Origin of the sequence: Antarctobacter sp. (assembly GCF_965277915.1) — a bacterium.
In the GTDB taxonomy this organism is placed as follows: domain Bacteria; phylum Pseudomonadota; class Alphaproteobacteria; order Rhodobacterales; family Rhodobacteraceae; genus Antarctobacter.
Genome location: NZ_OZ255848.1, coordinates 103,279 through 128,220, shown reverse-complemented (window position 1 = coordinate 128,220; position 24,942 = coordinate 103,279). Strand labels below are relative to the sequence as shown.

Annotated in this window: 22 protein-coding genes; 10 read left to right on the top strand and 12 right to left on the bottom strand. The window is 63.1% G+C overall.

Going from position 1 to position 24,942, the window contains the following annotated elements:
- Positions 1 to 189 precede the first annotated feature (189 nt).
- The 8 genes from ACQY5B_RS00620 to ACQY5B_RS00585 form a co-directional block, all read right to left on the bottom strand.
- Complete coding sequence (locus tag ACQY5B_RS00620) at positions 190 to 861, bottom strand: GntR family transcriptional regulator (RefSeq protein WP_305969065.1); 672 nt, start codon at positions 859 to 861, stop codon at positions 190 to 192.
- 78 nt (positions 862 to 939) lie between these two features.
- Positions 940 to 1,929, bottom strand: a complete 990-nt coding sequence (locus ACQY5B_RS00615; protein WP_420328894.1) for an ABC transporter ATP-binding protein — start codon at positions 1,927 to 1,929, stop codon at positions 940 to 942.
- Positions 1,922 to 2,917, bottom strand: coding sequence for an ABC transporter ATP-binding protein (locus ACQY5B_RS00610; protein WP_420328893.1), 996 nt, complete (start codon positions 2,915 to 2,917; stop codon positions 1,922 to 1,924). Before ACQY5B_RS00610 ends, ACQY5B_RS00615 begins: the two co-directional genes overlap by 8 nt.
- Positions 2,918 to 2,933: 16 nt before the next feature.
- Positions 2,934 to 4,079 carry an ABC transporter permease gene (locus tag ACQY5B_RS00605; RefSeq protein ID WP_420328892.1) on the bottom strand — a complete coding sequence of 382 codons (1,146 nt, stop codon included), beginning with the start codon at positions 4,077 to 4,079 and terminating at the stop codon, positions 2,934 to 2,936.
- Positions 4,076 to 5,059 (bottom strand): ABC transporter permease, encoded by a 984-nt coding sequence (locus ACQY5B_RS00600; RefSeq protein ID WP_420328890.1) that lies wholly within the window; start codon positions 5,057 to 5,059, stop codon positions 4,076 to 4,078. The genes ACQY5B_RS00605 and ACQY5B_RS00600 overlap by 4 nt, the downstream gene beginning before the upstream one ends.
- 77 nt (positions 5,060 to 5,136) lie before the next feature.
- Entirely contained in the window at positions 5,137 to 7,056 is a 1,920-nt protein-coding gene (locus ACQY5B_RS00595; RefSeq protein WP_420328888.1) for an ABC transporter substrate-binding protein, read from the bottom strand.
- 55 nt (positions 7,057 to 7,111) lie between these two features.
- The gene (locus tag ACQY5B_RS00590) at positions 7,112 to 8,266 is read right to left on the bottom strand and encodes a mandelate racemase/muconate lactonizing enzyme family protein (RefSeq protein WP_420328886.1); all 1,155 of its coding nucleotides are present in this window, start codon (positions 8,264 to 8,266) and stop codon (positions 7,112 to 7,114) included.
- A 14-nt stretch (positions 8,267 to 8,280) separates the two neighbouring features.
- A complete protein-coding gene (locus ACQY5B_RS00585; protein WP_420328885.1) occupies positions 8,281 to 9,801 on the bottom strand; it encodes a sulfatase family protein in 1,521 nt (506 codons plus the stop codon).
- A gap of 222 nt (positions 9,802 to 10,023) precedes the next feature.
- Here ACQY5B_RS00585 and ACQY5B_RS00580 point away from each other — a divergent pair, with 222 nt between their 5' ends.
- The 3 genes from ACQY5B_RS00580 (at position 10,024) to ACQY5B_RS00570 (ending at position 13,840) form a co-directional block, all read left to right on the top strand.
- Complete coding sequence (locus ACQY5B_RS00580; protein WP_420328884.1) at positions 10,024 to 11,205, top strand: mandelate racemase/muconate lactonizing enzyme family protein; 1,182 nt, start codon at positions 10,024 to 10,026, stop codon at positions 11,203 to 11,205.
- Positions 11,206 to 11,737: 532 nt separating this feature from the next.
- Entirely contained in the window at positions 11,738 to 12,847 is a 1,110-nt protein-coding gene (locus ACQY5B_RS00575) for an LLM class flavin-dependent oxidoreductase (protein WP_305969074.1), read from the top strand.
- A gap of 57 nt (positions 12,848 to 12,904) precedes the next feature.
- Positions 12,905 to 13,840 (top strand): p-hydroxyphenylacetate 3-hydroxylase reductase component, encoded by a 936-nt coding sequence (locus ACQY5B_RS00570; protein WP_420329041.1) that lies wholly within the window; start codon positions 12,905 to 12,907, stop codon positions 13,838 to 13,840.
- 22 nt (positions 13,841 to 13,862) lie between these two features.
- Here the strand turns inward: ACQY5B_RS00570 and ACQY5B_RS00565 are convergent, their stop codons facing one another.
- Positions 13,863 to 14,420, bottom strand: coding sequence for an antibiotic biosynthesis monooxygenase (locus ACQY5B_RS00565; protein WP_420328882.1), 558 nt, complete (start codon positions 14,418 to 14,420; stop codon positions 13,863 to 13,865).
- Positions 14,421 to 14,477: 57 nt separating this feature from the next.
- A complete protein-coding gene (locus ACQY5B_RS00560) occupies positions 14,478 to 15,281 on the bottom strand; it encodes a beta-keto acid cleavage family enzyme (protein WP_420328880.1) in 804 nt (267 codons plus the stop codon).
- A 155-nt stretch (positions 15,282 to 15,436) separates the two neighbouring features.
- On the opposite strand from ACQY5B_RS00560, the gene ACQY5B_RS00555 reads away from it, so the two are divergent.
- Together ACQY5B_RS00555 and ACQY5B_RS00550 are read left to right on the top strand one after the other, a co-directional pair.
- Entirely contained in the window at positions 15,437 to 16,360 is a 924-nt protein-coding gene (locus ACQY5B_RS00555; RefSeq protein ID WP_420328879.1) for a LysR family transcriptional regulator, read from the top strand.
- A gap of 228 nt (positions 16,361 to 16,588) precedes the next feature.
- The gene (locus ACQY5B_RS00550) at positions 16,589 to 17,383 is read left to right on the top strand and encodes an alpha/beta fold hydrolase (protein WP_420328877.1); all 795 of its coding nucleotides are present in this window, start codon (positions 16,589 to 16,591) and stop codon (positions 17,381 to 17,383) included.
- 74 nt (positions 17,384 to 17,457) lie between these two features.
- Here the strand turns inward: ACQY5B_RS00550 and ACQY5B_RS00545 are convergent, their stop codons facing one another.
- Positions 17,458 to 18,477 carry a Gfo/Idh/MocA family protein gene (locus tag ACQY5B_RS00545; RefSeq protein WP_305969079.1) on the bottom strand — a complete coding sequence of 340 codons (1,020 nt, stop codon included), beginning with the start codon at positions 18,475 to 18,477 and terminating at the stop codon, positions 17,458 to 17,460.
- Positions 18,478 to 18,830: 353 nt separating this feature from the next.
- On the opposite strand from ACQY5B_RS00545, the gene ACQY5B_RS00540 reads away from it, so the two are divergent.
- The 5 genes from ACQY5B_RS00540 (at position 18,831) to ACQY5B_RS00520 (ending at position 23,807) form a co-directional block, all read left to right on the top strand.
- A complete protein-coding gene (locus tag ACQY5B_RS00540) occupies positions 18,831 to 19,298 on the top strand; it encodes an OsmC family protein (RefSeq protein WP_305969080.1) in 468 nt (155 codons plus the stop codon).
- 49 nt (positions 19,299 to 19,347) lie between these two features.
- Positions 19,348 to 20,295 carry an AEC family transporter gene (locus ACQY5B_RS00535; RefSeq protein WP_420328874.1) on the top strand — a complete coding sequence of 316 codons (948 nt, stop codon included), beginning with the start codon at positions 19,348 to 19,350 and terminating at the stop codon, positions 20,293 to 20,295.
- A gap of 314 nt (positions 20,296 to 20,609) precedes the next feature.
- Positions 20,610 to 21,257, top strand: a complete 648-nt coding sequence (locus ACQY5B_RS00530) for a tripartite tricarboxylate transporter TctB family protein (protein ID WP_305969082.1) — start codon at positions 20,610 to 20,612, stop codon at positions 21,255 to 21,257.
- 27 nt (positions 21,258 to 21,284) lie between these two features.
- Positions 21,285 to 22,769 carry a tripartite tricarboxylate transporter permease gene (locus tag ACQY5B_RS00525; RefSeq protein ID WP_305969083.1) on the top strand — a complete coding sequence of 495 codons (1,485 nt, stop codon included), beginning with the start codon at positions 21,285 to 21,287 and terminating at the stop codon, positions 22,767 to 22,769.
- A 66-nt stretch (positions 22,770 to 22,835) separates the two neighbouring features.
- Complete coding sequence (locus ACQY5B_RS00520) at positions 22,836 to 23,807, top strand: Bug family tripartite tricarboxylate transporter substrate binding protein (RefSeq protein ID WP_420328869.1); 972 nt, start codon at positions 22,836 to 22,838, stop codon at positions 23,805 to 23,807.
- Positions 23,808 to 23,866: 59 nt separating this feature from the next.
- On the opposite strand, the gene ACQY5B_RS00515 is transcribed toward ACQY5B_RS00520, so the two are convergent.
- A complete protein-coding gene (locus ACQY5B_RS00515) occupies positions 23,867 to 24,913 on the bottom strand; it encodes an Ldh family oxidoreductase (protein WP_420328868.1) in 1,047 nt (348 codons plus the stop codon).
- Between the last annotated feature and the right edge of the window lie 29 nt (positions 24,914 to 24,942).

The following is a 24,942-nucleotide window of genomic DNA, read 5'->3' as shown; positions in this document are numbered from 1 at the left end:
AATTTTCTGCGGACAGGCGGCCCCGAAGCTGCCTGCGCTTGGAAAAGACGCATGATTTTTCGGCAAAGCGGCCCAGCCCCGCAGCGCGCGGGCAAGGCTATGGTCGGCCAAGTTCAGGGAAGGCGGATGGCGGCGATCAGCCGGGGGCACGCGCGCCCGGTACCGCGCGGGCAATGCCCGGCGTGGCGATCAGAAGCTGGTGTTGGCCGACAGGCCAAGCGCGCGGATCTGCTGCGACATCTGGACGAAAGACCCGTCCACATGCTTGCAGATCACCAGGTGCGCGCGCGCCGCGTCATGGGCGCGGCAGGCGGCGACGATCTCGTCGTGTTCTTCTTTGATCGTCTCGAACCGCGCGGGCGAAATCCGCAGCCGTGCGGCCTGTACGTTCAGCGATGTACGCAGGTTGTGCCAGATCTCCGCGGCGGTCTGGTTGTAGTGGTGGCGGCTGAACACGTCGTGGAATTCAAAGTCCAGCTTGCGAAAGGCGCGCTGTTCGGCGTGCGGCGTCGCCTTGATCTTTTCCTGGATCGCCGCCAGCTCATCCACCATTTCGGGAGAGGCATAATCGGCGAACCATGTCACGAAATAGGGCTCCAGCATCTGGAGCACCTCGAACACGTTCTGCAGGAACCCGGTGTCCGTGGGGCGGATCGTGGCGCCCTTGTTGGGATGGATCTGAACGAAGCCCTCCCCCTGCATCCGGCGCAGCACCTCGCGCACCGGGCTGGTCGAGGTGCCAAAGCGTTCGGCCAGTTCCGACACCTTCAGCCGCTGACCGCCGGTCAGGCGGCCCTCGTAGATGTCGTCAAGGATCGCCTCGTAGAGAGAGGTATCCTCGGTGCCGTCGTCCTTTGCCATACGCCAAGCCCGTTTCTTCGGATCAGCAGCCACTATAACGACGCCCCCCTTGTTGGGAAATAGCCATGACGCGCATGGTCATACCTCTCCCGCATAGTGGCACAGCACATCCGCGCCGCCGATGTTGCGCGCGGGCGGGCGGGTGCTGCGGCACAGGTCCGTGGCATGGGGACAGCGCGGGGCAAAGCGGCAGCCGCGCATCGGCGCGGTCACGTCCACCGGTTCGGCCCCTGCCCCGGCCTTGCGGCGGCGCTGGCGCGGATCGGCCACGGGCACGGCCTGCAACAGCGCGCGGGTGTAGGGGTGCTGCGGGTTGCGGAACAGGGTTTCGGTATCGGCCACCTCGACGAACTGGCCCCGGTACATCACCGCCACCCGGTCGCAGATATGCTCCACCACCGCCAGGTCATGCGCGATGAACAGGAAGGTCAGCGAGAACTCCTGTTGCAGGTCCTGCAACAGGTTCAGCGTCTGCGCCTGAATGGACACGTCCAGCGCGGAAACCGCCTCATCCGCGACCACCAGCTCCGGATGCGTGGACAGGGCGCGGGCGATGCCCAGCCGCTGCCGCTGACCGCCGGAAAAGGCGTTTGGATAACGCTGCATGAATTCCTTGCGCAGCCCGACGTTCTCCAGCAGGTCGCCGACCCGTTCGGCCAGTTCCTTGCCCTTCAGCCCCTCGGATTTCTGCAAGGCCTGCCCGACGATGTCGATCACCCGCAGGCGCGGATTGAGCGAGGCCTGCGGATCCTGAAAGATCATCCGAAGCTTGCGCCAAACCTGCCGCAGCTGGTCGATAGGCGCATCGGCCAGTTCCATCTCTGCCCCCGATTGCGGGCGGAACCGGATGCTGCCATCGCTGGGGTCCAGCACGCGCAGGATGCAGCGGCCCAGCGTGGTCTTGCCGCTGCCGCTTTCGCCCACAATGCCAAAGGTTTCTCCGCGTTTCACGTCAAAGGACACCGCGTCCACCGCGACGAACCCCTTGGCGGGTTTGGACAGCCATCCGCCCTTGCTGCCGCCAAAGGACATGGTCAGGTCGCGCACCTCCAGAATGGCGTCAGACATTGGTCGTCTCCCCCTCATGCAGGAAACAGGCGACTTCGCCACCCTCCACCGGCTTCAGCCGAGGTTCGCGCAGGTCACAGGTGCCCTGCATGAACTGGTCGCAGCGGGTGCGGAACGTACAGCCCGAGGGCCGCGCCAGCGGATGCGGCACCATCCCGCGAATGGCAGGCAGGCGGTCCTTGGACGTCATCCCGATACGCGGCACCGAATTCAGAAGCGCGCGGGTGTAGGGATGGCGCGGATTTTCGAACAGCCCGTAGACATCGGATTTCTCGACGATCTTTCCCATGTACATCACTGCCACATCATCGGCGACCTCGGCCACCACGCCCAGGTCATGGGTGATCAGCATCACCGCCATCTGGAACTCTTCCTTCAGCTCGGCGATCAGGTCGAGGATCTGCGCCTGCGTGGTCACGTCCAGCGCGGTCGTCGGCTCATCCGCGATCAGCAGACGCGGCTGACACGACAGCGCCATGGCGATCATTGCCCGCTGCCGCATCCCCCCCGACAGCTCGAACGGGTAGCTTTCGAACCGTTCGGCCGGGCGCGGGATGCCGACGCGGGCCAGCATGTCGATGGCCTCTGCCTTGGCCTCTGCCTTGGTCACGTCGCGGTGCAGGCGGATGGTTTCGGTGATCTGCTTGCCGATCTTCTGGATCGGCCCGAGCGAGCTCATCGGCTCCTGGAAGATCATCGAGATGTCGCTGCCCCGGATCGACCGCAGTTCCCGCGATCCCGGCCGTGCGCGGGCGAGGTCGACGGTGCGGCCGTCTGCGGCGTGGTACAGGATGCTGCCCCCGGTGATCCGCCCCGGCGCATCGACGATGCGCAGGATGGAGCGGGCCAGGATCGACTTGCCGCACCCCGACTCTCCCAATAGGCAGAGCGTGCGGTTGGGCATGATGTCCAGATCGACGCCTTCGACCGCCTTCACCAACCCGTCGTCGGTGAAAAAGTGGGTCTTCAGCCCGCGGATCTCAATCATCGGCTGGTCTGTGCTGTCAGTTTGCATAGGGATCTGCGGCATCGCGAAGGCCGTCTCCGAGGAAGTTGAGGGCAAGCACGGCGGTCACGATGACCGTGCCCGGTGCGATCAAAAGCCAGGGCGCCTCGATGATGGTGCGGATGTTCTGGGCCTCTTTCAGCAGGGTGCCCCAGGACACGATCGGCGGCTGCAACCCGATGCCGAGAAAACTCAGCGAGGTTTCGGCAAGGATCATCAGCGGCACCGCCAAGGTCAGCGAAGCGATGATGTGGCTGGCGAAGCTGGGGACAAGGTGCTTGCGGATCACCTCCCAGTCAGAGAGCCCGTCCAGCCGCGCGGCGGTGACGAAATCCTCGTGCCGCAGCGACAGGAACTTGCCCCGCACCTCGCGCGCCAAGGTCGTCCAGCCGATCATCGACACGATCAGCGTGACCACGAAGTAGGTCCGCAGCGGCGGCCAATCCAGCGGGATCGCGGCGGCCAGCCCCATCCACAGCGGGATGGTCGGGATTGAGCGCAGGAATTCGATCAGGCGCTGGATGGCGTTGTCGATCCAGCCGCCGTAGTAGCCGGAAATCCCGCCAAGGCTGACGCCCACGATCAGCGACACCGCCACGCCGACAAGTCCGATAGACATTGAAATCCGCGTGCCCATGATGATCCGGCTGAGGATATCGCGGCCCAGCCGGTCGGCGCCCAGGAAATAGACCGTGTCGCGCGGGTTCTTGGGGCCAAAGAAATGCCGGCTCGTCGGGATCAGCCACAAGAGCTTGTATTCATATCCCTTCACGAAGAAACCCAGCGGGATCACCTTTTCCGGGTCCTCGACAAAATGACGGCGCATCGCCTCGCGGTCGATCTCCATCTTCAGGCCGCGTGCGTGCAGGATGAACCGGCTTTCGCCGTCCTCGGCGGGGGCGAAGAAATGGATGCCCTGCGGCGGCGCAAAGGGCGCGCGGGTGTTGGTTTTCAGGTGGTCGGCGGGGCTTAGGAATTCGCCGAACAGAGCGACGAAATAGATGAACCCCACGATGAACAGGCTGACGTAGGCGATCTTGTGGCGGCGGAACTGCCGCCACATCAGCGCCCAGGGGCCAAGCAGGGCAGGTGTCTTGACGGACTCGGCCGCCTGCACCTCGGATGCGGAATCGATGGCTGTCATTGGTAACGTATCCTCGGGTCGACCCAGGCAAGCAGGACGTCGGACAAGAGCGTGCCGATCACGGTCAGCAGGCTGACGATCAGGATCAGCGATCCGGCCAGGTACATGTCCTGCACCAGAAGCGCGCGCAGCAAGAGCGGCCCGGTGGTGGGCAGGTTCATCACCACGGCCACGATTATTTCCCCCGATACCAGCGTCGGCAGGATCCACCCGATGGTCGAGATGAAGGGGTTCAGCGCGACGCGCACGGGGTAACGCATCAGCAGTTGGAATTCGGACATGCCCTTGGCGCGGGCGGTGACCACGTAAGGACGGTACAGTTCATCCAGAAGGTTGGCGCGCATGATGCGGATCAGCGCCGCCGCCCCCGATGTGCCGACCACGAAAACCGGCATCCAGATGTGCTGGAGCAGGTTGACGAATTTGTCCCATGACCACGGCTGATCCAGATACTCCGGACTGACCAGCCCGCCGACCGACTGGCCAAAGTACTTGAAGGCCACGTACATCATCACCAGCGCCAACAGGAAGTTCGGGATGGCGAGGCCGATGAACCCCAGCAGCGTGGCGATGTAGTCGCCCACCGAATATTTGCGCACCGCCGAGTAGATGCCGATGGGCAGCGCCACGATCCAGATGAAGATCAGCGTCAGGATCGAGATCGCAAAGGTCCAGCCGAGCCGGTCCCAGATCACATCCGTCACCGGCACGTTCTTTTCGAAGGATATGCCGAAGTCGCCCTCGAACAGGATGCCGGTCATCCATTTCCAGTATTGCAGGTACATGGGCTCACCCAGCCCGTACTGCTCGCGCAGCTGTTCGACGACGGCGGTGTTGTCGACACCGGCTTCGCCCATCTCTGCGGCCAGCGTGTCCAGGTAGTCGCCCGGCGGCAGCTGGATGATGATGAAGGTCACGATGGAGACCAGGAAGATGGTCGGGATCATGTAAAGAACCCGCCGCAGGATAAAGCCGCCCATGTCTTCTCCGTTGCATTGCAGGGATGGTCGGGGCGCCGGACGGGAGGAGAGGCCCGGCGCCCCAAGGGTACTTCGGATCAGGGCAGGTTGGCACCGCCTTCGAAGTACATCTGCGCGGTGTAGGGCGCCGGGAACCACAGCTGACCGGAGATCGGCAGCGGGTCCGGCACGTTGCGGACGTTGTTCCGGGCGATGCCGAACACCGGGTCGGTGTGGATCATGCCGACGGTAAAGAACTGCTCGGCCTGCATGTCCAGCATTTCGAACATCAGCTCTTCCTGCCGTTCGGGCGAGGCGGCTGCGCGGATTTCCTTGTACTTGTCAAAGATATCCTTGACCGCCTGCGGCGGTTCCTCGCCCGTCGACGGGTCCAATCCCCAGGCGGCCCATTCCCGTGCCCAGCTGACCGAGTTCGAGATCATCGGCATGTAGCACATGGGCGAGGTGTAGATATCCGCCTGTCCGCCCGAGCAATTCCACAGGTAGGCGTCGAAGTTGTTCGAGGTGTGCAGCTCGATCAGGCGCGACCGGTCGGTGGCGCGGATCTGGAAATCCAGGCCGACGTCGGCGGCATAGCCCTGGATCAGCTCCATCGCGTCGGGAAACTGCATCCCGAAGACATCGGCGACCAGGAAGATCAGGGTGAACCGTTCGCCATCCGGGCCAAGGCGATAGCCCTCGTCGTCCTTTTCCGGCAGCACCTTGTCGAGGTATTCGTTCGCCAGCTCCGGATCGTACTCGGTGTACTGTTTCTGGTATTCTTCGCGGTAGAAGTTGCTGCTGCGCCGCGGCGACACCTGTGCCGGTTCACCCGCTCCGAAATACAGCAGGTCGATGATTTCTTGCCGGTTCATGGCGTGGCTGACGCCGATGCGGAAATCCTTGTTGTTGATGACCTCGCGCTTTACCGGATCGGTGTGGTTGAGGTTCATCATCGGGATCATGCTGTTGCCCGGCAGGTCGGCCACGTCAAAGAACCGGTACTTGCCGCGCTCCATGTTGTCGGTCAGCGCCGCCTTGTTCGACGGCCGCCCGATGTGGCGCAGCATGTAGTCGATTTCACCGTTGAACGCCTTCAGCAGGATGGTTTCCACATCCTCGACCTGGTCATAGGTGATGCGGTCGATATAGGGCAGCTGCTGCCCCTCGCTGTCGACCTTGTAGTAATAGGGGTTGCGCACGGCCACGACCCGATCGGTCGAGCCATAGGCGTTGGTCAGGTGCCAGGCGTGCAGCGTGGGACGGTCCGGGTTCTGCCAGAACAGCGGCGTGTCCATCGGCCCGGCCTTGAGGTTGAACAGCTGCACCCAGTCGCCCGCCGCCGGCTCCGCATCTACCAGCGCCTGCACATCGTCGTTGTACTTGGGCATGAACTGGCTGAGGTAGTGTTTCGGATAGGCCGTCGGATGATAGCCAAAGCCATAGGCCAGCCCCTGCAGGAACAGCCCGTTCGGCGCGCCGAAATCGAACTCGACAGTCACGTCGTCGATCTTGGTCACCTTCACCGGGCCGTTCGGGCCAACGAATGTGGCGTCCTTGTTCGGCGTCAGGGTCGGGTCGCTGAAGACATCCTCGTACCAGAACATGATGTCATCGGCGGTAAAGGGCGCCCCGTCCGACCATTTCATCCCCTCGCGCAGGGTAAAGGTGAACTTGGAGGCGTCTTCGGACACGGTCCAGGACTTGGCGATGTTCGGACGCACCTCTTTCCAGTCCGGGGACCAGCGCACCATGTTGTCGCTGCCGATGGTGCGCACCATGTTATGCTGATCGCCACCGCCCAGGATGGCGCGGCGCAGCGTGCCGCCGTATTCGCCCGGCCCCTCGATCACGTCCATGACCAGCGGGTCCGCCGGCAGGCGTTCCTCGACGGGGGGCAGCGTGCCGTCGGCAACCTTCTGCGCCAGGTCCGGCGCCTCTTCCCAGGCGAACGCCGGTGCGCCCACCGCAAGTGCGATGACACTGGCCAGCGTCTTCATTCTCCTCGTTCTCAGCATTGGTTTCCTCCTCCTTGCTGAACGTATTGGCCGCCGGGTAGCGGCAAGGGCGGCGTCACCAGTTGGTGACGGAACCGTCCGGCCGCCACAGGTGCGGCGGTTCGACATGTTGTGGTGTGGTGGCGCGGATCCTGTCCTCGTCCACCTCGACGCCCAGACCGGGCCGGTCGGGGACGGTGTAGGTGATGCCCTCCAGCGGGATCTGCACCGGGAACAGGTCGGGATCGTGAAAGCCCAGGTCCTCGGTCGGGCCCTGCCGGGTCTCGGCCCAGCTGAAATTCGGCACTGCTGCGGCCATGTGGATCGTCGCCGCCGTGCAGACAGGGCCCAGTGGATTGTGCGGCATCAGGTCGATGTAATGCCGCTCGCACCAGCCCGCGACCTTCATCGCCTCGGTGAAGCCGCCGATATTGCAGATGTCCAGACGCATGTACTGGGTCAGGCCTTGCTCGATATATGGCGCCGCCTGCCATTTCGACGCGAATTCCTCGCCCACGGCGAAGGGGATGTTGGTCATGGCCCGCAGGGTGCGATAGGCCTCGGGCGTCTCGCAGCGGATCGGTTCCTCGAGGAAGTCCAGCGTCCCCGCAGGAAGGCGGTTGCAGAAATCCGCGGTCTCGGCGATCGACAGGCGGTGGTGCAGGTCGATGCCCAGACACAGGTCCGGCCCGAATTCCTCGCGCAGCGCGATCAGCTCTTTCGCGGCACGGTTCAGGTTCTTGCGCGGGTCGAATACGCCGTTGCCGTTGAACTCGCCCGTGTAGATCCGCAGGCAATCCCATCCCGCATCGACCAGCACCCGCGCCTTGGCGATCAATTGGTCCAGATCGGTCGATTGCGCGCTGGGGAAGGTCGGGATCTCATCGCGCTGTTTGCCGCCCAGCAGCTGATAGACCGGCACGCCCAGCCGTTTGCCGAGGATGTCATAGAGCGCGATGTCGATGGCCGACATGGCCGCGGTCAGCACGCGCCCGCCCTCGAAATACTGGCTGCGATAGCTTTCCTGCCAGATGCGTCCGATCTGGTTGGAATCCTTGCCCACGAGGAAATCCGCAAAATGGCGGATCGTGGCGGCAACTGCATCCTCGCGCGCCGACAGCCCGGATTCACCCCAGCCGATCAGCCCGTCGTCGGTGCTGACCTTCACAAGCAGTTGGTTGCGGATGCCCACGCGGGCCAGCAGCGGTTCGATAGCGGTAATCTTTGACATGGAAACAGGGCCTTTCAGTGCCAGCCGACGCGCGGCGCGGCGGGGATCATGCCGGGACGCTCTGCCGCGATGCCCGCGGTCAGCCGGTCGCGGATTCCCGCGGACCCGGCATCGTCCCAGAGGTTGGTCATTTCATGCGGGTCAGTGGTGAGGTCATACAGCTCCCCTGCCCCGCTCTTCAGATCGACGGACAGGCGGTGCGTGGCAGAGCGCACCGTCCGCAGGTCAAGGTCGACGCCGCTGCGCAGGGGGTCGACCTCCCATTCGTTGTGGGCCACATCGCGGGTCGCCCCGGCCATGACATCGGCAAGCGAGGTGCCGTCATCGGCGCTGACGCTCAGCCCCGCCAGCTCTGCCATGGTTGCCCGCAGGTCCAGCGTGGACACCGGCGCATCGAACCGCCCGCGCGGCACCCCCGGCCCCGCCATCACCAGCGGCACGCGCAGCAGGCCATCGTACAGCATCGGTCCCTTCAGCAGCAGCCCGTGATCGCCCAGCCACTCGCCGTGGTCTGAGGTGAAGATCACGATGGTGTTCTTCAGCCGCCCCTGCGCCTCCAGCGCGTCGAGGATGCGTCCGATTTGAAAGTCGATGGCCGCAATCATGCCGTAATACACCGCGATCACGTCGCGCAGGTCGCGGTCCTCCAGCGCCCCGTCCCAGCCCCAGAAGGGCTGATCGCCCGCGTGGTCGCGCTTTTGGTTCCGGCGCACCGGGCTTTCCAGGAATTCCCGGTGCCACCAGGGGCGTCGGTCCAGGTCCAGCGCACGATGCGGCGGCAGGTCGACCTCTGCGGGGTCGTACAGTCGCGACCACGGATGAGAGGCAAGGAAGGGCGGATGCGGGTCGGGAAAGGACACCCAGGCCATCAGCGGCTGATCCCGGTCCTCGTCCAGCATCGCCATCGCCTGATCCCCGATCCACGATGTGGACTGCCACTCATCCTCCAGCGCCGAGCGCCAGACCTGCTTGTGATGGGTCAGCGGCGGCACCGCCTCCTTGGCGCGCGCCCAGCGGGTGCCGCCCTGCCCGTCCCAGTCGAGGAAATGTTCATAATGCAGGGTGTGCGGCCGCTCTTTCCAGCCGCAGTGATGGTGCGGCCGCAGCATCAGCTCGACCTTGTCGAACCCCATGTAGGGTCCGGTCCAGTCCTCGGGGTAATCGGCAACCGAGTTGTAGCATTCCGGCGCGCCGGTGGGCTCGAACGTCTCATGCGTAGACAGATGCGCCTTGCCGATGAACCGGGTGTCATAGCCCGCGCGACCGAAGACGCTGCCGATGCCCTCTTCGGCAATCGCCGGATCAAGGTTGCGGCCATTGTCCCGCACACCGTGCGAATAGGGCAGCTTGCCCGTCAGGATAGAGGCGCGCGCCGGCTGGCACATGGGGTGCGGCGTGATGCAGGTGTCAAAGCGCGCGCCCCTGTCGGCGATGCGCTGGATGTTGGGCGTTCTTACGCCCCGCCCTGCCCCGCCGATGCAGTCGCCGCGCTGCTGGTCCGTGGTGATCAACAGGATATCCGGCGCGCGGCTCATGCCCCAAGTCCCCGTGCGCCTGTGGGTGCCTGTCCCGATCCCATGAAGTCCTCCCAAACTCGGATTGGTCGCGGGTATATTTCAACCAACGATGTTGCCAAAATCGTCGATTATTTTTAGCCTCCTGTCGACTATCAATTTTGGTCATACCAAAATATACCGACTAAACCCCTGCCATGAATAAAAACTTTCTTTCCTTCCCCAACAGCACTGGATCGCCGCATGCCCCGGTTTCCCGCCCCGATCACCCTCACCCGCCTTGACGTGCAGGTGTTTCGCGTACCTCTGGATCAGCCCGTCGTGACCAGTTTCGGCGCCATGCGTGACCGTCCCGCAGTGTTCCTGCGACTCGAGGACTCGGACGGCGCCTTTGGCTGGGGAGAGGTCTTTGCCAACTGGCCCGCCGCCGGGGCCGAACACCGCGCACGCCTGCTGGTCGAGGATATGGGCGACCTGCTGATCGGGCAGCGGTTTGCCCACCGCTCGGACCTGTTCCACCGGCTGACCGAACAGACGCGCATCCGCGCCCTGCAATGCCGTGAATGGGGGCCTTTCGATCAGGCCATCGCAGGGCTGGACGTGGCCTGCCATGACCTCATGGCGCGCAAAGCGGGGCAAAGCCTTGCGCAGTTCCTCAACCCCGAAGCGCTGGCCCGTGTCCCCACCTATGCCAGCGGCATCCACATCCGCGACGCCGACAAGGTCATTGCTCGCTGCCGCGATGCCGGGCACGATGCCTTCAAGATCAAGACCGGCTTTGACCTGCCCCGTGACATCGCGGACACCCGCCGGATCGCCGCAAGCCTTGCCTCTGCCGAACGCCTCTTTGCCGACGCCAACCAGGGATGGGACAGGGATCAGGCCACCTCCTACCTGCAGGGGATCGCGGAAGTGCCGCTTGGTTGGCTAGAGGAACCGATCATCGCCACTGCCTCGGCAGAGGACTGGGCGCGCGTGGGCCAGGACAGCGACATCCCTCTTGCGGGCGGTGAAAACCTCGCCGGGTTTGAGGCCTTTGACCGCAGTATCGCGGCAGGGACATTTTCCTACCTGCAACCGGATCTTGCCAAGTGGGGCGGCATCACCGGCTGCGAGACGGTCGCCCGCCGCGCCCTCGCCAGCGGCGCCACCTATTGCCCGCATTTCCTCGGCGGCGGGATCGGCCTTGTGGCCTCTGCCGCGCTGCTGGCCGCGGTGGGCGGCCCCGGCTTGCTGGAGGTGGACGTGAACCCCAACCCGCTGCGCGAGGCCTTCGACCTGTTCGCGCCGACCCAGCCCCGCAGTCACCTGCACCTGCCCCGGTCCCCCGGCCTTGGCATCACCACGCTGCCCCACGCGCTGGCGCCCTACCAGACCCTGCACGCCAGGCTGACGGCCAAGGGTCATACCTATGACGCGCCTTGACACCGCGATTCGAATGGCTGCGCGCACTGGTCCATCCGCGATCCCCACGCCTTTCGCGGATCACCTGATGAAATCCCCGACCAAAGGCACAGAAACTCACAAACCATAATTTTTTCAGAGGCTTGAAGTGCCACTATCAGAAGTCCCGCGAACACGCTCAAGGATCTTTGTCCCCGACGCCCGGACCAAGCACCTCGCATTCCCGCGCGGTCGGTGTTGCGTTTCAGCGAAGTGATGCCACCGGAGCAAGTCGCGGTAAGGCGCATGGAGTCGATCGTTTCGTTCTTGATGAACATGTTGCATCCACAACTCTGAATTGAAGACCTCGCCAATCGCGATCGGCGTGGAGGGAACTTGGCGGATCGATTTCAGCATCTCGCGCCTATCCGTGGCCGCGTGTGGAATATCCTTGACCCTGTTCCGGTCGAGGTCCGCGCGCAGTATCGGAAAACCCGATGGCTCACTTCAGAAAGTTTCAATTTTTCCGCTGTCCCCGGTGCTTCAGACTGTCACCAATTCAAGGAGCACCCTCATGAAACTTTCGTTCTTCACGATGCCGATCCATCCGCTGGGCAAGCCCTTTGCCAAGAGTCTTGTCGAAGATCGGGAAGCCTTCATTCTGGCCGACAAGCTGGGTTTTTCCGAAGCTTATTGCGGTGAGCACACCACGGATCAGGCAGAGATCATCACATCCTGCGTCGCCTTTCTGGCCAGCCTCGCCTACGAGACCAAGAACATCCGCCTGGGCACCGGCACGGTAAACATGCCGAACTCGCACCCCGCACGGGTGGCCGCCGAAGTGGCGATGCTGGATCACATGCTCGAAGGCCGATTGAACTTCGGCATCTCGCCGGGCGGGCTGATGTCGGATGCGGAGGTGTTCGGAAACCTCGACAAGGACAGGAACGCCATGTTCCTGGAATGCATCAACATGGTGCTGGAAATCTGGTCCGGAGAGGCGCCCTACAACCTCAAGGGGGATTTCTGGGAGGTTTCGACCGAGCGCATGATGATGCCCGAAATCGGCCAGGGCGAGATCATGAAGCCCTACCAGGATCCGCACCCGCCGATCGTCGGCACCGCCGTCGCCCCATTCTCCAAGGGGGTTTCGGCCATGGCCGCGCGCGGCTGGCAACCGATCTCGGCCAACTTTCTGCTGCCCAGGTGGGTCGCCACGCATTGGCCGAAGTACGTGGAGGGTTGTGAGGCAGGCGGCTATGTGCCGGACTATTCCGACTGGCGCGTGGCCAAGAACATCTGCGTCGCCGACGACATGGAAACCGCGCGCGCCTATGCCCGCGATCCGAACAGCCCTTATGTCCTCTACTACTCGCAACTGCTGACCAAGTTGCGCGCCGGTGGCCGCCTGAACCTGTTCAAGGAAGACCAGAACATGGCCGACGACGAGGTCACCCTGGACTATGTCATGGATCGCCTCGTGATCCACGGCGACCCGCAGTCGGTGGCCGATCAGATCCTGGAGCTGCGCGAGGAAACCGGTCCGTTCAAGCACGTGGTCTATGCCGGCCATGACTGGGCCGACTACGACCTGGGCCGCAAGAGCATGATCCTGATGGCCGAGAAGGTCATGCCGATCCTGACCGAAGCGACCAAGTCGGAACCCGCCGCCGCGGCCGCCTGACGCGCTGTCACCCTGTCCAAAGTTGCCACTGTTCGAACCGGGAGATCCAAATTGACGATGATGACGAAACAGGCCGAAATCGATCCCAAGGCATTCCGCCGGGCACTTGGCAACTTTGCGACAGGGGTGACGATCATCACTGCGCGCGCGCCCGACGGCACGACGGTCGGCGTCACCGCGAGCAGCTTCAATTCCCTGTCGATGGACCCGCCGCTGATCCTGTGGAGCAGCATGAAGGACGCCCGCAGCTGTGCCGTGTTCGAAAGCGCGACGCATTTTGCGGTCAACATCCTTGCCTCCGACCAGATGGAGATGTCGAACCATTTCGCGCGGCAACAGGAAGACAAATTCGCGGGGATCGAATACGAGGAAGGCATAGGCGGGGCCCCCATCTTTCCGAATTGCGCCGGCCGGTTCCAGTGTGAAACCTATGACAAGCTCGACGGCGGCGATCACTGGATTTTTGTTGGACGGGTCGTTGCCTTCGACGACTTCGGGCGCACACCCCTGTGTTTCCACCAAGGCTCTTATGCCATGATCTTCAACCACCCCGGCAGTTTGCCGAAGGCCGGGGGCGTTGCCTCGGCAGGTGCCGACGAGGGCCGGATGGGCAATCACGCGTTCTTCCTGATGTTGCGGGCCGTGCGCGCCTATCAGGACCGCTATCACCCCAAGCTCGAGACCCTGGGCCTGAACCTGATCGAGGCGCGTATCCTGCTTGTTCTCAACGATCTGTCAGGATTGGACGTCGAAGAACTGGTCGTGCATCTGCACACCCAGATCGACGAGGCGCGGGCCGCGCTGCTGAACCTGAGCGACCGGGACCTGGTGACACGTCGGGATGGCGGATACGTTCTGACCGAACCGGGCCAGGCAAAAGCCGATCAGTGCTGGGGCCTTGCCGAAGCCCACGCCGAAGAGACCTTCCGGGACTTCAGCCAGGAACAGGTCGATACCTTCACCGATGTCCTGCGGCAACTCATCCGGCAGTAAACGGCCCTTTGTCAGGGCGGTGTCAGGCCCGACGCCGTCCTGACAATCGCGCCTTGATCCGTGTCAGCGCCAGGCTGGAGACGGGCAAGAGAACGTAGCTGATGAGCACGACAATGATCGCGGTCGTCAACGCACTCTGCCAGAATTGACCGACTGAATCGGGCACGAGGATCTCGACAGGATGGCGAAGCAGGTGGCCCAGAACCAGGATCCACGCAATCAGGATGACGACCGTTTCCAGCTTGCTGATCCGCGCCGTCGGCGCGACAAGTCGCGACAGGTCGTCGAACCGGGTGTTGGTCGCGCAGTCCTGTGACAGCCTGTCCAGCTCTTCCGCATAGCGCCGCCGAACCGGTGAATTTTCCCATCGCTCCAGGTTTTTCTGCGTGTCGAAGGTGACGATCGTGACAAGCTCGCGACCGTCATGTTTCGGCGTGATGCGGTTTTGCAGACCGATGAATCCCGGCTGGTCGGCGACGGTTTTCTGGATGCTTTCGATGGCCTCCTCGATGTCGCCCGAAAATTCCGGGCGGAACCTTCGGACGATGACGTAGAGGACGGGTTGATCTGTCTGTGACATGAAAGGCCGCTGTCCGCGTGTGATACGGTCGGGTTGCCGACCCGAGCGCAGCCGCCCTCAGGCCGTGTCTGCGTGTCGGGCCGCCCCGGTGACGTCCCGAATGGCGGCATCAACCTCGCGCACGCGCTCGGCGTTGTCAGTCGCGGTCGTGCCGTCCCGGTTCTGGAGCGAGTTCTCGAACCCGACACGCGCCTTGCCGCCCAGTTCCGCAGCACGCACAAGGCTAGCTGTTTCATCGGCGCCAAAAGCGCAGGACATCCAGTCAAAGGATATTCCGCTGGCCCGGTCCAGCTGCTGCAGGTAGGTTTCCAGGGGGATACTGTCGCGCGACCCGTTGGCATAACTGCCTTGAACGAAAAGCAAGAGCTGCATCGTGCCCGGGATCAGACCGGCCACCCAGGCATCTGCAAAGGCGCGCACTTCGTGCGGGGAATACAGGATATGCTGAATCTCGATCCCGTTGTCCAAGGCCCAGAGGTAGAAATCGCGGGCCGCGGGCCAGTCATCCGGACGCCGCACCATCTCTCGCAGGGCGACCGACACGTATTTCGGCCGCAGGCCGCGCATCATCGCGCGTTGCTCTTCGGCCTCGTAACGTCCGGCGGCCTCTGACGTGACCTGAAGGTACATTCCCGGAACCTGGTCGGCCAGTCTTTCGACCAGCGCCGCGTAGCGGCCAGCGTCAAGCAGGTGCCGACCCGAAGCATCGCGTATATGCATATGCAACCCGTCCGCACCGGCCAACTGGCACGCACGCGCAGTTTCCACAAGCTCGTCGTCGGTCACCGGCAGCGCCGGGTGATCTGCCTTGCCGCGTCTTGCGCCATTGGGCGCAACCATCAGGCGTGGCAGCGGCGTCAATGAACCTGAATGCCTCGGGGAAATGCTGCTTGGGCTGCAGGTCCCAGTCATGGCGATGTCCTTCGATCCTATTCTTCCTGCCTAGAATAGGTCGCCGGGGCCTTCACAACTACTAATAATACCGGATATCACCTACAAGAGAAACGGATGGCCAAATGAAACTGCAACAACTGCGATACTTCGCTGCGGTCTACGAGCAAGGATCCTTCTCTGCCGCTGCGGAAAAGGTGAATGCAACGCAGTCCGGACTGTCGATGCACGTCAGCCAGATCGAAAAACGCTATGGCGTGTCCCTGTTCGTGCGCAGCTCTTCCGGGGTGACGCCCACCGAAACGGGGCGAAACTTTTACCTGGAAGCCGTGAAGGTGCTGGCCGCGGCCCGCCATGCCGAGGATCGCCTGCAAGCGCTGTCCGGGGCAGTCGTCGGCCATGTTCACGTCGGGCTGATGCCGACCTTTACCCGTGCGGTGCTGACCTCGGTATTGCTGCGCATCGCAAAGGAATACCCCGAGGTCCGCGTTTCGATTTCCGAGGCCTACTCCGGTGTTCTTGCCGATGGCGTGGCAGAGGGGCGGCTGGACTTCGGTGTGGTGCCATCGTCCTTCGAAGTGGACGACCTGCTGATCTCCAAGCCGATGGGAGAAGACCGTGAATGCCTCGTCTGCAGCCCCGGCCGCGACGTCCCATTGACAAAGGGCGGGGTCCAGCTTCGCGATATGGCACCGCTGCGCATGGCCCTGCCGGGACCGGGCAACGCGCGCCGCAACAGGATCGAGAACTACCTGAACGTGAACCAGATCGAAGTGGCGGAACTGCTGGAGCTGGACACGATGCACGGAACGCTGAGTCTTGTGGCGAATTCGGACTGGGTAACGATCCTGCCCGGCATCCTGTGCCTGCCTGACCTGGATGGCAGCCGCCGCAAAGTGGTACCGCTGGCCGATCCGCCGCTGTATGTCGATTACATGCGGATCGAAACGCGCCAGCGCCCGCTGAACCCCGCGGCTCAGGTCTTTGCCGATGTCTTGCAGGAAGAGTTGAACTCCGCCCTGGAAATCGATCCGACAAGCCGGACATAGTTGGGACCGACGGCTATCGGATTTGTCGATACCTGCCCTGACCATATATTATTTCTGTGTATGGTCCTGCCGCCCTAAGCTGGCGCAAGGAAGGCGGCTGTCGCCTTCGCCTTGTGGAGGAGGCCCCATGCCCGGGCAATTGGCTGTGGCCGCGCCACGGATGCCTAGCCACGGACCAGCGCGCCGACTCTCACGTTTGCGCCACAAATTCAGAAAGCTTGGATACGCATGACCGCAGTAACTCTTCATTCCATCGTTTCAGGGCGTGAAAACGCGCCCGTCCTGCTGTTGCTGAACAGCTTCGGCGCCACGCACAGGATGTGGGATCCGCAGATGTCGCTGCTGGAATCGCATTATCGCGTGATCCGGTGCGATACCCGTGGCCACGGCGAAAGCCCGACGCCCACCCCGCCCTATTCCTTTGACGATCTCGTGGCCGACGCCTTTGCCGTGCTCGATCGGCACAACGTGGAAACCGCAACCGTCATGGGCCTGTCTCTTGGCGGCATGACGGGGCTGGGCATGGCCCTGGCCGCACCGGAACGGATCAACAGCCTGGTTTGCTGCGCAGCGCGGGCCGACGCGCCAGAGCCCTTCGTGCAGAACTGGCACAACCGCCTGGGCATGCTGGAGCGCGGCGGGGTCGAGGAAGTGTGGAACAACACGGTCGGCATGTGGCTGGGTGAAGAAACCCGCCGCGATCATCCCGAGCGGGAGGCCGCCCTGCGCGAAAGCTTCCTGAACACGACCGAAGACGGCTATCGTGGTTGCGCACATGCGCTGATGGGGCTGGATTACCTGCGCCACCTTGGTGACATGAAGGTGCCGACACTCTTTATTGCAGGCGAAAACGACATGGCCGCGCCGCCGGATGCCATGCGCGCCATGAAAGAGGCCTGCCCCGGATCCGAACTGGCCGTCGTGCCGGGGGCCAAGCATATCGTGAACATCGACAGCCCCTGTGATTTCAACGTGGCCGTCCTTGATACGCTCGGCCTTGAACGGGGCTACCAGAAGGCCTGACTTGGCCCCGGCCAGAAATGAAAGCGCCGCGCATCCCGTCAAGGGGATGCGCGGCGCAAATCGTTTGGCCCGTCTTAGACGTCCGCCAGCTTGACCGACTGTCCCGTTTCCGCGGAGCGCGCGATGGCCTCCAGCACCTGGATGTTGTGGACCATTTCCGCGTTGGTGAACGGATAGGGCGCACGGCCCTTGGCCGCATGGGCGAAGGCCTCGATATTGGCCGTTACCGCATCCTCCCAGTTGTACTCTGCCTGGCTCACGTCCTTGCCGGATTCCGCGGTCAGGACGCGCACGATTCCGTCCGGCGTGTCGGGATGGCTGTCGTTCAGGACCTCGACCCATTTGTCGGTGCCGAAGACATGCATCCGGATGAAATGCGGCGTATGCAGGACCGCGCTGAAGGTAGCCGTCATGCCGGCCTCGAATTTCATCTGCACCGTCACAACGTCGCCGGTTTCCCAACCCAGAGAGCGGTCCGCGGTAAAGGCGTGCAGGGTCTCCACCGGACCAAAGAAGGAAATCAGCAGGTCGCTCAGGTGAATCCCCATCGCCGTCATACCCGCCGCGGGCGCGACATCCTTGCGGGTGCGCCAGTCGTTGGCGGGGACGTTGATCAGCTTGTCATGACTGAAGGCCGCCTCGGCGTGCATCACGGTGCCAAGCTCACCCTTGTCCAACGCGGAACGCAGCGCCAACATCGCCGGTTCGAAGCGCCGCTCGTGCCCGATCCCCAGCTGCACCCCGGCGTCTTCGCAGGCCTTGACCGAACGGCGTGCGGAGTCCGCGTTCAACCCCAATGGTTTTTCGCAAAAGACATGCTTGCCCGCCGCGGCGACAAGGGCGATCTGCTCTTCGTGCAGGGTATTGGGCGTGGTCAGAATGACCGCGTCGACCTCATCCATCGCCAGCGGGGCGTCGAAATCCGCCCAGGCCGTCAGCCCCATGTCACCGATTGCCGCGTGGTTGGCCGTGACCGGTTCAATGATACCCGCCACGCGCAACCATGGATGGCCCTGCAACCGGGTCGCGATGTGTTTGCCCCACCAGCCAAAGCCGGCGATGGCAACGGTAAAGGTCTCGGTTGCCTCGGTCATTGATGTCTCCCTGTCAGATAAAGTCGTCACACGGCGCACAGGCTCCGCCCGGCGCGTACCCGCCGAATCTACAAAGCGTCTGCCATCGGAACCAACGATGTAATTTGATGATACGCTCCATGAAAACTGATAGCGCAGCAGGCCTCTTTCTATCAGGTTTTCTGAAGGCAGCTAGGAGTAAACACCATTTCCATTGAACATTGAGAGCAGGCATTGTTTTTGTCATCAGAACCGCGTTCCAGGGGAGGGGGCCGCGAGATCAGGCAGCGACTTGAGAGGCGATCTACCGGCCTTTCTGCGCGCCTGCAGCCTCTCCCACCCCACAGAACCGACAAATGCAAGAAGGACCCGAAATGGCCGTCAAGGAAAAACCGATCTGGAAATTCAGTGTAAACGGGCGCCAGAACACTAAAACGCAATCCGTGGCCGAGGCGCGGGGCAAAAGCGTCATCATCGACGAACCGGTCCAGCGCGGCGGCACCGACGAAGGCCCCATGCCGGTTGAATACGTGTTCATGGGACTGGCCGGCTGCACGCATGTGATCTCGAACAAGCTGGCGGCTGCGAACGGCATCAAGTTCACGGCGATGGACATCGACATCAACGTGACAATGGACAGCCACGGCACCCGCTTGATCAACCCGATCGACGTGCCCTTCCCTTCGGTCACGCTGAACATCAAGGCCGACTACGAAGGCCCCCGCGAAGGCGCCATCGAGGTCAGCAGGACGCTGCGGGAATACTGTGCGGTGTCCAAAATGCTGCAGGAATCCGGCACCGAAGTGAATGAGAACTGGACCCTCAACGGCGAAGCCGTCTGAGGCCGAGACCTGGACCGGAGCGATCCCGTGACCCCGAGGACATCACGACATGCTGATGCAGATGGTCGACATACTCGGTCCCATCATCGCGATCACCTTGATCGGCTACCTGATGGGGCGGTCCAAGGTCGGGCTGGAAACGCGCTCGCTTTCGACCGTGGTGATCAACGTCGCGACGCCGGCGCTGATCTTCCACACGCTGACATCCTTGCGGGTCACGCCCGAAACGATCCAGACCATGGCAGGGGCCGCGCTTATGTGCGTTACCATCGCCGGGGTGCTAGGCCTGGTCGGTCTAAAGCTTGCTCATGGGTCCGTGCGCAGCTTTCTGCCGCCGCTCATGCTGCCGAACTCGGGCAACATGGGGCTGCCTTTGGTGGTGCTGGCCTTCGGTCAAGACGGGCTGCAACTGGGCGTCGCGTACTTCTTCGTGGTCGCTTTGGTGCAGTATTCGCTGGGCCTGTCGATCTACGCGGGGTCTTTGCGGCTGTCGATGCTGTTGCGGCAACCGCTGATCTATTCGGTGTCGGCCGTGCTGCTGGTCACCTGGACCGGGCTGCCGGTGCCGAAGATCCTGCTGACCACGACCGAGATCCTCGGCGGCATGATGATCCCGGCAATGCTGATGCTGCTTGGCGTGTCCCTGGCGACACTGAAGGTCGCGGATCTGGGACCGGCGCTGATGGTGGCCGTCGGGCGGCTGGTGCTGGGCCTTGTCTCGGCTTGCGTGGTGATCTGGGCACTGGACCTTCACGGCGTCACCGCGGGAACCGTGTTCCTGCTGGCCACGATGCCGACCGCGATCGTCAGTTACGTGTTCGCCGAACGGTATCAGCACAATGCCCGCCAGGTCGCGGGAACGGTCGTGGTTTCGACCCTGCTGACATTCATCTGCCTGCCGGGCCTCGTCTGGCTGGCTCTCGCGATCTCGGGTTCGGACGGCATCTCGCCGGAACCGGCCGGGACAGCGAAGGATGCCGTTGAGTTGACCCAGTAGATCGACCGCGCGCAACCGAATACGACCCGCCCGCCGGAAGGGAGAACCGGCCCGGGTGCGACAGGACAATCAGGGCGAGTGGAGCGCCCGCAAAGAAGGGAGGACACCATGCAGAACAGATCCGTCCGGATTCACAGCGTTGTGCTGTCCGATGCAGCGCGCACGTCCCGAGGGACAGCGTGATGCCCCGCACCGACCGTCCCGGCATCGCATCAGGGTTCCGGATCTCGCCAAATCGGGCGCAACAGGCCACAAGTCAGCCGACCCGCGCGCCCCGTGCGGCATAGGATCCCGTAGCGAAGGAAGTCTCCTGCATGACCGACAGCCCCGTAATCACCAATGACGAGCTGCCGACGGCCAACGCCGAGGCGCGCTCCACACAACAAGGGAGGATCACCGTGACCCGCAAGAGAGTCCTCAGCTCACCCGAAACGCTGACACTTGTCGCGCTGCTGCTGGCGGCGGTGCTGTCGCTGATTTTCATGCAATACCTGGTTGCAGCCCCGAAAGTGTTGTTCGGTCGCTCCCTCTCGCCCATCGCGCCCAGCCTGTTCCCGACCATCGTGTTGGCACTCATGGCGGTGATGTGCGCCGGCGCGCTTTGGATGATCCGCTCGGGCGTGGTGGCCGAGCAGTCAACGCGGATGACATGGACCGAATGGGTGCGTGCGATCACGCTGTTCGGGATCATGATCCTTTATGCGCTGACGATGAAACCGTTCGGATTCCTGATTTCCACGGCCATCGCGACATCCCTGATCTCTCTGCACATGGGCGCCAGGAACGTGATCCAGATCGCTGCCGTGGCGCTGATCGGTCCGGTCGCGCTGTACCTCGCCGCGACCCAGCTTCTGGCGGTGTCGCTGCCCGAGCTCGACGTGGTCGAAAAGACCTATTCCAGCATTCTTTCAGCCGGATCCGCCGGACCTGCCGAGGCAGTCGATCCGACAGTTGCCGAATGAAACGAATCCAACTCTGAGGCCAGAACCATGCTAGACCAATTCACCGAAGGCTTCGCCATGGCCATGCGTTTCGACACCATGGCACTGATGAGCGTCGGCCTCTTCGCCGGGATGCTTGTCGGGTCGCTGCCGGGGTTCACCACCCTGATGGCGATGGCGATCCTGCTGCCGATCTCATTCTTCCTCGATCCCATCGTGGGCATCCCGTTCCTGCTGGGCATCTACAAGGGCGGGATCTTCGGCGGTTCGGTTCCGGCGATCCTGATCTCCATGCCCGGCACGGGCGCCGCCGTGGCGACATCGCGCGACGGGTACAAGCTGACGCAGAAGGGCAAGTCGCGGAAGGCCCTGGACATCGCCCTGTTCTCGTCGGTCTTCGGCGACACGGCCAGCGACATCTTCACCATCATGATGATCTTTCCGATTGCCTTCCTCGTCATGCAATTCGGTCCGCCCGAGCTGTTCGCGGTTCTGCTGATGAGCCTGGTGATCATCGCGGCCACCTCTGGGGCCAACCCGCTCAAGAGCCTGATCATGATGATGCTCGGGCTGTGGCTGTCCTTTATCGGGACTGATCCGCTGGGTGGGGTAGAGCGCTTTACCTTTGGCCTGTTCGAGTTGAAGTCCGGCATTCCGCTCTTGCCGATGCTGATCGGCGTCTTTGCCCTGCCAGAGGTCGCCAACGTGATCATCCGCAATGAAAAGGGCAAGAAACTTGCTGCGCTGGTCGGCGAACGACTGAGCCGCGTGGAGTTCCGTCGCTGCCTGCCCACGATCTGCCGCTCGACGGCCATCGGCGCCGGGGTCGGGATGGTTCCCGGACTGGGCCAGATCGTTGCGGCCATGATGGGCTATTCCGCGGCAAAGAACGCATCGAAGCACCCGGAAACCTTCGGCGAGGGCGAAATCGAAGGCGTTGCCGCCGCAGAGGCCGCAAACAACGCGGTCAACGGTCCGACGATGGTGCCGCTGCTGACGCTGGGCATTCCCGGCGACAACGTGACAGCCATCCTGCTGGGCGCCTTCGTGGCCCAGGGCCTGCGTCCCGGCCCGGAACTCTTCGAGCAGCAGGGCGCGACCGTCTTTGCCATCCTGGTCGCCATGGTGATCGCCAACCTGCTGTTTCTGGTCATCGGTTACCTGTCGATCCCCATGTTCTCGCGGCTGGTCACGATCAAGACATCGATCCTGATCCCCGTGGTGATCATGTTCGCCTTTGCCGGAACCTACGTGTTCCGGTCGGACATCAACGACCTGATGATCCTGGTGGCCTTCGGTATCTTTGGCATCATTGCCAAGGCGGCAAGGTTCGACGTCATGCCCATGGTGATGGGCTTCATCCTCGGACCGTCGATGGAATATGCCTTCGGACAGACTGTCGCCATGTCGCAAGGCAACCCGCTGGGGTTCTTCTTCACCGACCGCATCGGCGCACTCTGTGTCCTGCTGTCCACCCCCATCATCGGATACCTGCTGTGGAAACGTCTCTACAGCTCACCGGTTGCAGCCTGACTGCAAGGACAGGTGCGGCGCCGGCCGGCGCCGCGCCGAAACAAGACCAAACCAAGGGAGAGACCCATGTTCAAAGACTTCGCAAAGAAATCGCTGGCCGCGCTGGCCGTGACGGGGGCCGCGATCGCGTCCTTCGCGGCGCCGGCCCAGGCGGAATTCCCCGAGAAACCGGTCACGATGGTGATCCCGCTGGGCGCGGGCGGCTCGCACGACCTGAATGCGCGGGTCATCACCTCGATCATCCCCAGCTACCTGAACCAGGCGATGATCGTGCAGTTGTCCCCGGGCGCCGGCGGCCAGAAAGGCACGCATGAGGTCGCCCGTGCTCCGGCAGACGGTTACACGCTTCTGTTCACCCACAACTACATCGACATGCTGCAACAGCACGTCGAGAACCTGCCCTATGATCCGCTGGAGGATTTCGTCACCGTGGCGCGGGTGAACTATGCGCCCATCGCCGTCGCCGTCCGTGCAGACAGCCCTTACCAGACGATGGACGAACTGATTGCCGCCTCAAAGGAGAATCCCGGTGGCATCCAGATGGCCCATTCCGGCAACTGGGGCGCACTGTTCGTGCCCGCCGCGCAGATGATGCAGGCGCTGGACATGCAGTGGAACCTGGTGCCCTACCCGGGTGGCGGACCCGCCCTGCAGGCGCTGCTGTCGGGCGATGCGGACGTGACCATGGGCTTCCCGTCCTCGCTGTCCAGCCATCTTGATGCAGGCACCGTTCGCGTGCTGGCCACCGCAGGCGAAGAGCGCATCTACGAAGGTGTGCCGACCTTTGCCGAAGTGGGTGTCGAAGGCGACGTCGGCTTCATGCACCGGGTCGTTCTGGCCCCGAAAGGCACGCCCGAGGAAGCGCTGACCAAGCTTTCCGAAGCTTTCAAGAAGCTGGAAGAGGACTCCACCTTCACCCGCATGATGGGTCGTCTGGGCGAGAACATCAACATCATCTCCGGTGATGAATACGACGAGATGCGCGCCGAGCAGTCGAAGGCCTATGAGGTCCTGGTCGACGAGCTGACCTCGCAGTAATGTACCGTCGGACGAAACCGATTGCGCCGGGCCTTGTGCCCGGCGCTTTTTTGTTCGCGTCAGAGCGCGGCGACACCAAGATCCTTGGCCAGGTCGTCCAGCGTCTCGCGGAGCGCCGGCGGGATCGGGATTCCGGCTTCGGACCTGTCGTGCATCACCCGGTCAAGCCGCTCCCCCGGCAGGCGGATCTCGTCGACACCGGGCATTTTTTCCGAGGATTTCATCTGCCGCCAGACATCATCGATCCCGGCGCGGAATTCATCGGGATCGGCAAATGCGGCGATATCAAGTGCAAGGATGACCTGTCCGGTATTGGTCACCGTCTTGGGGTCCGCGTTGAAATCCACCACGTCGCGGCCAAGAGCCGCCCCGTTCAGCACACCCGCCAGGATACCGAAGATCAGCGACAGCCCATAGCCCTTGGGGCCGCCGATCGGCAGAAGGAAACCTTCGGCCGCGCGGCGGGGGTCGGTCAGCGGTTTGCCGTCGCGGTCGATCATCCAGCCCTCGGGTATGGTTTCGCCTCTCTGCGCGGCGGTCTTGACCTTGCCATAGGCCGCGACCGTTGTTGCCATGTCGAGCACGATGGGCGGAAAATCCTTCGACGGCAGCGCCACCGCGATCGGATTGGTCGAGAGCAGCATATCCGTCCCGCCCCAGGGCGGCATGTGATTTGCGCTGCCCACCGCCAGGTAAAGCCCGATCATGTTTTCGGCCGCCGGCATCATCGCATAAAGAGACGCGGGCCCCGCGTGGTTCGACTGTCGCGCCCCAACCCAGGCAACACCGGTGGTCCGCGCCTTTTCCATCGCCAATTCCGTGGCGTGCTGCATCACCAGGTGACCCATGCCATTGTCGCCATCGATCAGCGCCGTGGCCGGGCGTTCCTTGAGCCGGCGGAATTCCGGCGTCATGTTCATGCCGCCGGCACGAATGCGCCTGACGTACATCGGCAGCCGAAACACTCCGTGGCCGTCCTGCCCCATCAGGTCAGCCTTGGCCATCAACCCGCCGACCCTGGCAGCATCCGGGGCCGGCATTCCGCAAGCCTCGAGGCAGCGGGCGATGAAAGCAGCCAGATCGGCATGCGTGGTCTTGTCGGTCATGAAGATTTCCTCAAACTTTGAAAGGACAG